The following is an 11,695-nucleotide window of genomic DNA, read 5'->3' on the forward strand; positions in this document are numbered from 1 at the left end:
CCACACCGGCCCCGCCGCCTCCGCCGGCAGCCCCTGCGCGTCCCACTGCGCCGCCGCCGACCGCAGCTCCGCCGCACGCACCGTCTCCGACACCGCCGCCTCCCGCGCCGGCCCGGCCGACGCCTCCACCACCACCGCCACCGGCTGCGGCTCCGAAGCAGCCGTCACCGCCTCCGGCGGCGGCCCCGCAGCAGCATGCGCCGACACCGCCGCCTCCGGCCACGGCGCCCTCGCGCGTGGCGCCGACGCCAACACCGCCGCCTTCGGCCGCGCCCTCGCGCGTTGCCCCGACACCGACGCCTCCGCCGCCAGCGGTTGCGCCTCCAGCCCGCGTCGCTCCGACGCCAGCACCTGCTCCGACGCCAGCACCGGCAGCGCCAACGACTCGCGCCACGCCGACACCTGCACCAACTGCGACGCCCGCACCTGCTGCACCGGCGGCACCAACGACTCGTGCCACGCCAACGCCTGCGCCGACTGCGACGCCAGCGCCGGGTGGTACGCCGACCCCGCCACCATCCGGGCGTCCGGGCCCGGCACCGACGCCTGCACCGGGTGTCGCGCCAGCACCGACCGCAACACCCGCTCCCGGCGGAGCCACGCCGCCAACCGGCCGCCAGGGCGCAACACCGCCAGCCGGCACACCGCCTGCGCCGCAGGCGGGCGCCCCGGCCCGGCCCACGCCTCCCGCCGGCGCCGCGGCGCCGACTGTCGTCCCTGGCACGGCAGCCGCAACGCCGCCGCCCAACAGGGCGCAATACGCTCCGCCGACGGTTGCGCCGGCCTTCCGGGCCGCGCCTACGGTCGCAGCACCGCTGCCGCCACCGCCGCGCCCCCCACAGCGTGACCTGACGCCGCTCGCGATCGGCGCAGGCGTGGTGGCCGGTGCCGTGATCGGCGCGACCATCGCCGACTACCGCAACCAGCGGCAGGAGATCGTCGAAGGCGGTCGCACCGTCTACACCGAGCCGGACCGCATCATCATCCGCGATCCAGGCGGGCAGGCCTACGTCCGCGGCAACGATCTCTATCGCTTCCGCTATGGCGCCCGCGACATCCGCAGCGAGACGATCGGCGGCGAGACCCGCACCGTCGTGATCCGTCCCGACGGCAGCGAGGTCATCACCGTGGTCGGTCCGGACGGCCAGTTGCTGCGGCGAATCCGCAGGGACCCCGGCGGGCGCGAGATCGTCATCATCGACAACAGCTACCGCGATCCGCGGTCGGTCGGCGGCTTCTATGTCGACGTGCCGCCGCCGGTGGTCAACATTCCCTACGATCGCTACATCGTCGACGCCCAGGAGGCGTCGCCGGACGTGATCTACGAGACCATGGAGGCACCGCCGGTGCAGCGGATCGATCGGCGCTACTCGCTCGACGAGATCCGTTACAGCCCGAATGTTCGCATGCAGATGCCGAGCATCGACGTCAACACGATCAACTTCGAAACGGGATCGTGGACCATCCCGCCGGACCAGGCTGCAAGGCTGCAAGTGATCGCCGACGGCCTCAACCGGGCGATCCAGCGCAACCCGCGCGAGGTGTTCCTGATCGAGGGACACACCGACGCGGTCGGCAACGACGTCGACAATCTGTCATTGTCGGACCGCCGTGCGCAGGCCGCGGCCGAATTGCTGACGCAGCAGTTCGGTGTGCCGGCGGAGAACCTGACGTCGCAGGGCTACGGCGAGCAGTATCTGAAGGAGCAGACGGACGGACCGAGCCGGATCAACCGGCGTGTCACCATCCGTCGCATCACCCCGCTGCTCAATGGCGGTCAGGCCTCGCTGCCACCGCCGCCGCCCGGCACCGCGCCGCCGCGGTGAGGCGAAGCGTACAAATGGCGAAATGGCCGGGAGCGATCCCGGCCATTTTTGTTTGCTCTCGCGTAGGGTGGGCAGAGGCGCGCTCTTCGCGTGCCGTGCCCCCCACTTCTGTTTACAATCGGGGCAAGATGGTGGGCACGCTTCGCTTTGCCCACCCTACGGGAGCATCACCCCTTGTCGCTCTCGAGCCTGAAGATCTGCGAGCCTTCGCCGCCCGACAGCAAGCCGTTCTCGGTGTAGAGCTTGAGCTTGGTGCGGGTGTCGGCGATGTCGAGGTTGCGCATGGTAAGCTGGCCGATGCGGTCGGCCGGCGTGAACGCGGCGTCCTCGACCTTCTCCATGCTCAGCCGCTCCGGCGCATAGGTCAGGTTGGGGCTCTCGGTGTTGAGGATTGAATAGTCGTTGCCACGACGCAGCTCCAGCGTCACCTCGCCGGTGACGGCGCGCGCGACCCAGCGCTGCGCGGTCTCGCGCAGCATCAGCGCCTGCGAATCGAACCAGCGGCCCTGATAGAGCAGACGGCCGAGGCGCAGGCCGCTGACGCGGTATTGCTCGATGGTGTCCTCGTTATGGATGCCGGTGACGAGGCGCTCATAGGCAATGTGCAAGAGCGCCATGCCCGGCGCCTCATAGACGCCGCGGCTCTTGGCCTCGATGATGCGGTTCTCGATCTGATCGCTCATGCCGAGGCCATGGCGGCCGCCGATCGCATTGGCTTCGAGGAACAGCGCGACGGGATCGGCGAAGGTCTGGCCGTTGAGCGCCGTGGGCTGGCCCTCCTCGAAACGCACGACGACCTTCTCGGCCTTGACGGCGCAATCGTCGCGCCAGAACGGCACGCCCATGATGGGATTGACGATCTTGATGCCGCTGTCGAGGCTTTCGAGATCCTTCGCCTCGTGTGTGGCGCCGAGCAGATTGCTGTCGGTCGAGTACGCCTTCTCCGCGCTCATCTTGTACGCAAAACCCTGGGCGGTCATGAACGCCGACATTTCGGCGCGGCCACCAAGCTCGTCGATGAACTGCTGGTCGAGCCAGGGCTTGTAGATGCGCAGGCTCGGATTGGTCAAAAGGCCGTAGCGATAGAAGCGCTCGATGTCGTTGCCCTTGAAGGTCGAGCCGTCGCCCCAGATGTTGACGCCATCTTCCTTCATTGCAGCAACCAGCATCGTGCCGGTCACGGCGCGCCCGAGCGGCGTGGTGTTGAAATAGGTGATGCCGCCGGTCGAGATGTGGAAGGCGCCAGACTGGATCGCGGCGATGCCTTCGTGGACGAGCTGCGTGCGGCAATCGACCAGCCGCGCCTTCTCCGCGCCGAACTCCATCGCCTTGCGCGGGATCTCGTTGTAGTCGGCCTCGTCCGGCTGGCCGAGATTGGCGGTATAGGCGTAGCAGCGCGCGCCCTTCTGCTTCATCCACAGCAGCGCTGCGCTGGTGTCGAGACCGCCGGAGAAAGCGATGCCGACTTTTTCCCCCTTGGGCAGGCTCTTCAGAATCGTAGTCATGGCGCTTCCAATCGGATCTTAAGGGGCTGATGTCGTCTTCGGTTTGGACTTGCGCGATTATCAAATTTCGCGCGCATGGGCACGCCTTTAATGGCTCACATCGACGCCGCCGGGCCGGTTTTGCGGCCGAACAGGCGCAACCGGAGCCGATAGGCCGGCCAGGCCAAGCGGGTCAGGGCGGCATCGACCGCCTCGTCGGAAAACCGTGTCCGCGGCCAGCGGTAGATCAGGGCGTAGGCGAGCCAGATCACGACGAAGGTGACCAGGCCCGCGATCGAGACGTCGGTGAAGAAGTGCCCGCCGAATGCCATGCGCAGGCCGCTGGTGACGGTACCGAACACGACGGCCGCGGCATAAGCGAGCGGCCGCCAGGGCGGCGGCGCCAACGCCGCCGGCGCCAGCGTCCAGAACGCGGTCGCGCCCTCGCCGGAGAAGAACGAGCAGTTGCGTCCGCAGCCGCCGCGCGGATCCCACCACGGCACGAATGGCAGATCGCCGGCGAACTCGGTCACGACCACCGGGCGCGGCCGTCCCCAATAGGACTTGAAGGCGAGATTGGTGAGGATGCCGGCCGACAGCGTCAGCGTCACCAGAAGGAAGACGACCGTTCGTCCCGAGACCATCAGCGGCCGGTCGGGCCTGATCAGCTTGACCACCAGCGCCACGATCGAGGGAGCTGCGAACGCCCAGGCGATCCACATCGCGGCATCGCGCGCGAAGCTCGCCCAGCCATTCAGCTTGAGCGGAAACGTCTTCGTCTCGGGATCGAAGAACAGCGCGGCGAGCTTGAGATCGAGCTCGGGAAAGACGCCGAAGACGACGCCGATCACGAGCCACAGCGCCAGCGCGATGAAGAGTCCGGTCCGGTTCATGGCGCGCGGTTTAGCCGAGCGGAGAGTGGATGAAAACCCCGCCGCAGCTCATTCCGGCCGCGAGGCGGCGGGCAGCGGCGGGGGCGGCTTGCGCGGGGCCGGCGGATGGCGCCAGGCACCGGCGTTGCGACCGGCGATCATCCAGTAGACGACGCCGGCAACGATGCCAGCTCCAGTCATGATTTCCAGGTGGCGGCGAACGATGCCCTCGAATTGCAGCGTCTCGGGATGAAAGGGAATGAGGCCGAGATAGCAGGCAAGCCCGACGAGCCCGCCGCCGACCGCGTAGGCGAGCGCGCTGCGGATATAGAAGGCCTCGGTGATCGCGACAATGACCATCGCCGGCAACAGCGCAAAGCCGGAGACGAAGATGAAGCCAAAGCCGAGCAGGATGTCGATCGTGCCCTCATCGACGGGACCTGCGCCGAGATCGGAGAATTCCGGAAACAGCAGCGCAGCCACGACGATCATGCCGCCGACCAGGCATGAGACCAGAAAACCGATGAAGATCACGACGAGGCGTCCGATCAATGCCATCGGTCGAATCCATCATCATTGAGCGTGAACAGCACCACATCCCCCGCCGTCATGCCCAACCCCGCCTGTGGCCATGACGGATGTTGATGGCCGCTTCATGTCAATCGGTCATCGCCATCGCGCGCAGCGCCTGACGCTCGCGGGCGGAGAGCTTTTCCGTCTCCGACTTGAGCTGGCCGCAGGCGGCGAGGATGTCGCGGCCGCGCGGCGTACGCACCGGCGAGGAATAGCCTGCGTTGAAGATATATTCGGAGAATTTTTCGATCTGGTCCCAGTCCGAGCATTCATAGGCCGTGCCGGGCCAGGGATTGAACGGGATCAGGTTGATCTTGGCCGGGATGCCCTTGAGCAGCTTCACAAGGAGCCTGGCGTCGTCGAGGGAATCGTTGACGCCCTTGAGCATCACATATTCGAAGGTGATGCGGCGCGCATTCGAGGCGCCAGGATAATCGCGGCAGGCCTGCAACAATTCCGCGATCGGATATTTGCGATTGAGCGGTACGAGCTCGTTGCGGAGTTCGTCGCGCACCGCATGCAGCGAGATCGCGAGCATGACGCCGATCTCGTCGCCGGCGCGCACGATGTTCGGCACCACGCCCGAGGTCGACAGCGTGATGCGGCGGCGGGAGATGCCGATGCCCTCATTGTCTCCGACGATGAGCAGCGCATCGCGCACCGCGTCGAAATTGTAGAGCGGCTCGCCCATGCCCATCATCACGATGTTGGTGACGAGGCGCGTGCCGTTCTCGCGATCGGCCCAATCATTCAGGCGATCGCGCGCCACCATCACCTGCCCGACGATCTCGCCGGCGGTGAGGTTGCGCACCAGCCGCTGCGTGCCGGTGTGGCAGAACGCGCAATTCAAGGTGCAGCCGACCTGCGAGGAGACACACAGCGTGCCGCGATCGGTCTCGGGGATGTAGACGCACTCGACCTCGTGCGCCCTCTCGACATTGTCGCCGCTCGGCAGGCGCAACAGCCATTTGCGGGTGCCGTCGCTGGAGATCTGCTCGGCCACGACTTCGGGCCGATCGACGGTGAAGTGCTTTGCGAGCTCGGCGCGGATGTCCTTCGAGATCGAGGTCATCTCGTCGAAACTCTTGGCGCCGCGGAAATAGATCCAGTGCCACAATTGCTGCACGCGCATCTTGCGCTGCGCGGGCGCAACACCGATCTCGCCGAGGCGTTCGGCCAGCTCGCTGCGCGACAGGCCAATGAACGAGGGCCTCGCCGGCGGCACATAGGTTTCGAGCGGAGTCTTCTCCAAGGGTAGCCCGGCTGCGGCAACGGTATTGGTCAATTGAACGCTCATCGTGGTTCTGGCTTGAGAAAACTCGCCCCCCTCTTCCTGAGGAGCGTGCCTTGCACGCGTCTCGAGGGATGAAGGCCCGGATCAAGCACCTCGGCCCCGCGGTTCGAGACGGCGCTTGTGCGCCTCCTCACCGTGAGGGGAAACAGTGTTCAAATAGGCGTTCGAAAGTCCCCAAACAACGCCAAAATAGCTCGAAACCGCGCTACCGCTTGCAGTCCTGCGCTATACGATCAAGGGCCTGCGCGAGGCCCTTGAGCGAGAAGGTGTCGGAGGTCTCGGTCCCCTTGGCCGAGACGCCCTTGACCACGAGATCGGCGGATTTGCGCATGGCCTCGACCATCCGCTCCTCCTCTGCCGCGTTCTTGATCCAGAGGCCGTCGCCTTGCGTATACATCGCGTAGGACGCGCCCCCGACCTCGAGCGTCGATTCCGAGCCCGGCTTCAGCGCGTAGCCGATCATGACCGAGACTTCGTTGCTGACCTTCTCCGACGGCCGGGTCGAGACGAAGGCGTAGGCCGGATCGCGCGGGCGGTTCGGCGGATTGGTCTTCGATGACGAGGGTTTTGCCAGCGCAAAACAGACTTTCTTGCCGTTTGGCGTCGCCGCATAGGCACCCCAGGTGCCGAACTGGCCGATCAGGGTCGGTTCCGCGCCCCCTGCAATGGCCGGGGGCGGCGTCACCGGCTTGCTCTCGGGCTTTGCGGCCGTCTTGGCAGCCGCGGCCGGCTTAGCCGCTGTTTTGGGCGCCGCTTGCGCCGGTTGCGCGGTTTGCGCGGTTTGCGCGCGCGCAAGATCGGCCGTCCCGCACGCCACCACGCCAGTCATCAAGGATAAAAGGAGCACCCGCCACATTCTGGAGTGGTTCCCTCAATATTGTGACTGGAAGATGGCCCGGTCGGACTTTGTCCCACGGCCAAAATAACCGGTAAGCGCCTGATTCGGAACGAGGTTACAGGGAAGAAAGTCCTAGCCGATGGTCTAACTCTTGGACCTTGCGGCGTGCTGCGCGGCCCATTGCGCCTCGGTCCAGCCGAGCAGGTCCTCGGCGCCGGAACTGCGCAGATGGGCGCCGCCGTCGATCACCACCATTTCGCCATTGATGTAGCCGGCGCGGTCCGACACCAGAAAGCTGGCGAGATCGGCGAGCTCGGCATGCTCCCCGGTGCGGCCCAGCGGATTGCGCGACGTCCAGCCCTCATCGCGGCCCGCCGGGCGCAGCTGGCCGGAGGCGCCGGTTGTCGGGAACGGTCCCGGTGCAATCGCCACGGTGCGGATGCCCTTCGGGCCCCATTCCACGGCGAGGCTCCTGGTCATCGCAAGCACAGCCGACTTCGCCATCGCGGAAGGCACGGTGAAGGCGCGGCCGGTGATGGTCGAGGTCGAGAGGATGGAGAGCACCACGCCCCTGTGTGCGCCTTCGATCCAGCGGCGGCCCGCCGCAAGCGTGCAATACATCGCGCCGTGCAACGTCGGCGCCAGGATCGCGTCCGCCGCACGGAACGAGAGACGCTCGCTCTGCGCGATGAAGGTCGCGGCCGCATTGTTGACGAGGATATCGAGCGGCGCCTCGCGCCAGGTCTGATCCATCAGACAATCGACCGCGGCACCGTCGCGGATATCGCAGACGATGGTCGTGACCTTGCCGCCGATCTCGTTTCGCATCTCGCTGGCCGCAGCCTCGAGGCGATCGAGCTTGCGGCCGCAGATCACGAGCTCGGCGCCGAGCGTGAGGAAGCGACGCGCCATCGCAGCACCGAGTCCGGAGCCGCCGCCGGTGACCAGGATGCGCTTGTCGCTGAGCAGGCCCGTTTCAAACATCGTTTGAATCCTCCGCGCTGTATTGTGGCCCGGCTTCAAATCCGGCAAAAACGAGCCCAACAATAATTCCGATCTCGAAACGCCAACATGTCTACGAACGTGTGTCTCAAGAAGGTGTCGCCATGAAAGCCATCCTCTGCTCGCAATATTGCCAACCCGACGATCTCGTCCTGGCCGATGTGCCGGATCCGGTGGCAGGGCCCGGCGAAGCCGTGATCGCGATCAAGGCGGCGGCGTTGAATTTCTTCGACATCCTGATGATCCAGGGCAAGTACCAGATCAAGCCACCGTTCCCGTTCTCGCCGGCCGCCGAGGTCGCCGGCGTGATCGAGAGCATCGGCTCCGGCGTGACCGATCTGAAAGTGGGCGATCGCGTGGTGGCCTCCTGCGGCCATAACGGCGCGCGCGAGAAGATCGCGCTGCCGGCCGCTTCGATCGTGAAGATTCCGGACAATCTCGATTATGACCGCGCGGCCGGCATCATCATCATCTACGGCACCGCGCTGCATGCGCTTGAGGATCGCGCGAGCCCGAAGCCGGGCGAGACGCTCGCGGTGCTCGGCGCAGCCGGCGGCACCGGCTTGGCGGCCTGCGAGCTCGGCAAGCTGATGGGGCTGAAGGTGATCGCCTGCGCCTCGTCGGACGAGAAGCTCGCCTTTGCGAAAGCGCACGGCGCGGAGCTGACGCTCAATTACGGCAAGGAAGATCTGAAGGAAGGACTGCGCAAGCTCACCGACGGCAAGGGCGTCGACGTCATCTTCGATCCCGTGGGCGGTGCTTACGCGGAAGCCGCGCTGCGCGCGATCGCGTGGGAAGGCCGCTTCCTGGTGATCGGCTTTGCCGCCGGCGACATTCCAAAGATGCCGCTCAATCTCGCGCTGCTGAAGGGTTGCGATATCCGCGGCGTGTTCTGGGGCGCATGGACGCGGCTCAATCCAGCGAAGAACCGTGCCAATCTGGAGAAGCTCGTGAAGTGGACGGCGGAAGGCAAGATCTCGTCCCACGTCGACCGCACCTTCCCCCTGGCGCAGACCGCGGATGCGCTGAAAGTGCTGGCCGGCCGTCAGGCGATGGGCAAGGTGATCCTGCATCCCTGACGTCGCGCGGCTGTTGCCAAACGTTGCTGAGCCTGGCTGCCGTGAGGCGTTAGACGTATACGGAGAAGCCGCGGCGCACTGGATTCCCGGCTTGTCGCCTACGCCGAAGCTTCGGCGAGCCAAGACCTCACGCCCCGGCGAAGCCGGGTCGCGGTGAATGACACTGCAGAACGTGACGAAGCCAACGTGCCACTCTCACACAGCGAATCACCGGATTTAAGGTTAAGGTTCCCTCAACCACTGCGATTAAAATTGCGGTGTGCTCCCCGCTGTTGCCTCAATCAAACCTAAATCTTTCCTGATTCGCACAAACGGTGGTCGTCTTTTGGGCTGAATCGGACGGCGATTTACCGGTTCCAGTGGCGGGGGCTTCTGGACAACCATAAGAAGACTATACCCGGGATGCCCCCAGCGCGTTGCGTTCAGTATTCGGGGAGCATTACACCATGGAGACGACGGCCTACCGTCTGTCCAACACGTCTCGAGCGTTCGACGTCGAGCAAGTGGCGACCGATCCGAACGCCATGCCCTATCATCTGGCACAGGCTGACCGGACCGAGCTTTCGCCGCACGATCCGATCCCGCTGTTTCTGTCCGATCCGCAGGGCACGCCGGATCCACGAGAGTTTACGCCCCGCCGGGTGCGGCGCATTGGCCTCGCAACGCAGATCGTGGCCAGCGTGCTGGCCGCATCCGCGATCGCCGTGCTGGTCGTGCTGTTTCAATCCGACGTCAGCCGCCTGTATGCAGTCTATGCCACGGCCTGGATCGGGAGCGTGTCGGCGGAGCAGCCGACCACACCTCCGGTCCCGGTCGCACGCCAGGCTCCGCTAAAGGACCCGGCCCGGGTGTCGAACCCGATGCAACTCGCGAGCGCAGAAACCCGCGAGGCGATCGCGCCGTCGACGCCGAGCCGCGAGGCGATCGCGACCGCCTACCAGAACGCGCTGCAAGCGCAGACGCCGACACAGGCACCGACACAGACCGCCGCCGCACCCGCCGCGTCGGTCGCGCCACCGCCCGCACCGCCGGCGCCACCTCAGCCCGTCAAAACGCTCGACGCCGATACGCTGGCCGGGCTGATGACGCGCGCCAAGAGCCTGATGGCGATCGGCGATATCGCCGCCGCCCGGCTGCTGCTCGAGCGCGCGGCGAATGCGCAGGACCCGACAGCGGCGTTCGTTCTGGCGCAGACTTTTGACCCAGCCGTGCTCGGCACCAAGGATACGCGCAGCATCACCGCGGATCCGGCCGCTGCACGGAGCTGGTACCAGAAGGCCGCCGCTCTCGGATCCGCGGAAGCACGGGCGCGCCTTACGCAACTTCAAGAATAAGACTTCAAGAATAAGACTTAAAGACAGCAGGGAACATCATGCGTAACGCTCTGAAAGTGGCGCTTGCCGCCATAATTGCGATGTGCGGCCTGTCGGCACGGGCCGAGCAGACCGAATACGACCCCAGCAAGGTCTCGGACAGCCTGAAGGCGATCTTCCAGTTCGGATCGGTCTCGACCAAGCAGGCGTTGAACGCCAACACGGTCACGCTGATCACGGGCACCATCGGCGGCACCTATGTGCAGTTCGGCGCCGACCTCGCCTCCGTGCTCGATGACGGCAACAAGCTGCGCGTGCTGCCGATCGTCGGCCGCGGCTCGGTGCAGAGCGTCGCCGACATCCTGTTCCTCCAGGGTGTCGATCTCGGCATCGTTCGCGCCGACACGCTCGACTATCTCGAGCGCAAGGGGTTTGCGAGCGACATCAAGAAGCAGTTCACCTATGTGACCAAGCTCTACAACGAGGAAATGCAGGTCATCGCGCCGAAGTCGGTTGCGACGCTAAAGGATCTCGAGGGCAAGAAGGTCAGCGTCGACTTGCCCAACGGCGGCACCTTCGTCACCGCGCTCACGGTGTTCGAGCGGCTCGGGATCAAGGCGGACTTCGTCTATATCGAGCAGCGCATCGCAATGGAGAAGCTGAAGGCCGGCGAGATCGACGCGGTGATCGTGGTCGGCGGCAAGCCGTACAAATCGGTCTCGACCTTCAACAATGACGGCCGCTTCCATCTTGCGGGCGTGGACTACGCCAAGCCGCTGCAGAGCGACTACCTGCCCGCAACGCTGACGGCAAAGGACTATCCGAACCTGATCAAGGATGGCGAGACGGTCGATACGATCGCGGTCCCGGCCGTGCTTGCGGCCTATAATTGGGGGCCGAAGACGGATCGTTACCGCAAGATCGCACTGTTCGTGGACGCGTTCTTCACGAAATTCCCGACGCTGCAGAACCCGCCCTTCCATCCCAAATGGAAGGAGGTCTCGCTCGCGGCCCCGTTGTCGGGCTGGAACAGGCTGCCGGTGGCGCAGCAATGGCTCGACAGCCACGGCGTCGAACCGGTCGCGCGCCAGCGCTTCGAGACGTTCCTGAAGCAGAACCCGACGGCGGCAAAGGTGTCCGACACCGACAAGGAAGCGCTGTTCAAGCAATTCCAGGCTTGGGAAGCGCAGAACAACGGCTCGCGGGCGCAGGCGAGGTCGGACAAGAAGTAGAACGGGGACTCTCACCGATGGTCGTCCTGGTTTGCGCCAGGACGACGTTGGGACGGCGCGCAACATATTTCTCGATGTCGTCGCCCGCGAAAGCGAAAGCGGGCGATCCAGTACGCCGCGGCCTCTCGATTCAGGCAGAACTGTCTCTGGAATACTTGTATGGGCTTGGTCAAGGATGAGTG

The 11,695-nt window shown here is 65.6% G+C and carries 10 protein-coding genes; 4 read left to right on the top strand and 6 right to left on the bottom strand.

Going from position 1 to position 11,695, the window contains the following annotated elements; genetic code table 11:
• Nucleotides 1-1,826 (top strand): OmpA family protein (locus tag SO180_RS40815; protein ID WP_449384431.1); only part of this gene is annotated, 1,826 nt, incomplete at its 5' end.
• A gap of 167 nt (nucleotides 1,827-1,993) precedes the next feature.
• Here SO180_RS40815 and argG read toward each other — a convergent pair.
• From argG to SO180_RS40845, 6 genes are all read right to left on the bottom strand, one after another.
• Nucleotides 1,994-3,331, bottom strand: a complete 1,338-nt coding sequence (gene argG, locus SO180_RS40820; RefSeq protein WP_449384432.1) for an argininosuccinate synthase — start codon at nucleotides 3,329-3,331, stop codon at nucleotides 1,994-1,996.
• A gap of 95 nt (nucleotides 3,332-3,426) precedes the next feature.
• A complete protein-coding gene (locus SO180_RS40825; RefSeq protein ID WP_449384433.1) occupies nucleotides 3,427-4,203 on the bottom strand; it encodes a phosphatase PAP2 family protein in 777 nt (258 codons plus the stop codon).
• A gap of 48 nt (nucleotides 4,204-4,251) precedes the next feature.
• Nucleotides 4,252-4,740 carry a hypothetical protein gene (locus tag SO180_RS40830; RefSeq protein WP_449384434.1) on the bottom strand — a complete coding sequence of 163 codons (489 nt, stop codon included), beginning with the start codon at nucleotides 4,738-4,740 and terminating at the stop codon, nucleotides 4,252-4,254.
• A gap of 100 nt (nucleotides 4,741-4,840) precedes the next feature.
• The gene (rlmN, locus tag SO180_RS40835; protein ID WP_449384435.1) at nucleotides 4,841-6,052 is read right to left on the bottom strand and encodes a dual-specificity RNA methyltransferase RlmN; all 1,212 of its coding nucleotides are present in this window, start codon (nucleotides 6,050-6,052) and stop codon (nucleotides 4,841-4,843) included.
• Nucleotides 6,053-6,254: 202 nt separating this feature from the next.
• Nucleotides 6,255-6,905, bottom strand: coding sequence for an invasion associated locus B family protein (locus SO180_RS40840; protein WP_449384436.1), 651 nt, complete (start codon nucleotides 6,903-6,905; stop codon nucleotides 6,255-6,257).
• 126 nt (nucleotides 6,906-7,031) lie between these two features.
• Nucleotides 7,032-7,871 carry an SDR family oxidoreductase gene (locus SO180_RS40845; RefSeq protein WP_449384437.1) on the bottom strand — a complete coding sequence of 280 codons (840 nt, stop codon included), beginning with the start codon at nucleotides 7,869-7,871 and terminating at the stop codon, nucleotides 7,032-7,034.
• Nucleotides 7,872-7,993: 122 nt separating this feature from the next.
• Between SO180_RS40845 and SO180_RS40850 the strand changes: the two genes are divergently transcribed.
• From SO180_RS40850 to SO180_RS40860, 3 genes are all read left to right on the top strand, one after another.
• Nucleotides 7,994-8,968 (top strand): NADPH:quinone oxidoreductase family protein, encoded by a 975-nt coding sequence (locus SO180_RS40850; RefSeq protein ID WP_449384438.1) that lies wholly within the window; start codon nucleotides 7,994-7,996, stop codon nucleotides 8,966-8,968.
• Between the two features lie 446 nt (nucleotides 8,969-9,414).
• Complete coding sequence (locus tag SO180_RS40855) at nucleotides 9,415-10,302, top strand: SEL1-like repeat protein (RefSeq protein ID WP_449384439.1); 888 nt, start codon at nucleotides 9,415-9,417, stop codon at nucleotides 10,300-10,302.
• Nucleotides 10,303-10,340: 38 nt separating this feature from the next.
• A complete protein-coding gene (locus SO180_RS40860; protein WP_449384440.1) occupies nucleotides 10,341-11,513 on the top strand; it encodes a TAXI family TRAP transporter solute-binding subunit in 1,173 nt (390 codons plus the stop codon).
• The last annotated feature ends 182 nt before the right edge of the window (nucleotides 11,514-11,695 follow it).

The sequence above is a fragment of the Bradyrhizobium sp. UFLA05-112 genome (assembly GCF_053572325.1).

Bases quoted from the DNA above. Each gene is read 5' to 3' on its own strand.
- SO180_RS40840 (WP_449384436.1), bottom strand. From the start codon at position 6,905: ATGTGGCGGGTGCTCCTTTTATCCTTGATGACTGGCGTGGTGGCGTGC.
- rlmN (WP_449384435.1), bottom strand. From the start codon at position 6,052: ATGAGCGTTCAATTGACCAATACCGTTGCCGCAGCCGGGCTACCCTTG.
- SO180_RS40860 (WP_449384440.1), top strand. From the start codon at position 10,341: ATGCGTAACGCTCTGAAAGTGGCGCTTGCCGCCATAATTGCGATGTGC.
- SO180_RS40825 (WP_449384433.1), bottom strand. From the start codon at position 4,203: ATGAACCGGACCGGACTCTTCATCGCGCTGGCGCTGTGGCTCGTGATC.
- SO180_RS40830 (WP_449384434.1), bottom strand. From the start codon at position 4,740: ATGGCATTGATCGGACGCCTCGTCGTGATCTTCATCGGTTTTCTGGTC.
- SO180_RS40845 (WP_449384437.1), bottom strand. From the start codon at position 7,871: ATGTTTGAAACGGGCCTGCTCAGCGACAAGCGCATCCTGGTCACCGGC.
- SO180_RS40850 (WP_449384438.1), top strand. From the start codon at position 7,994: ATGAAAGCCATCCTCTGCTCGCAATATTGCCAACCCGACGATCTCGTC.
- SO180_RS40855 (WP_449384439.1), top strand. From the start codon at position 9,415: ATGGAGACGACGGCCTACCGTCTGTCCAACACGTCTCGAGCGTTCGAC.
- argG (WP_449384432.1), bottom strand. From the start codon at position 3,331: ATGACTACGATTCTGAAGAGCCTGCCCAAGGGGGAAAAAGTCGGCATC.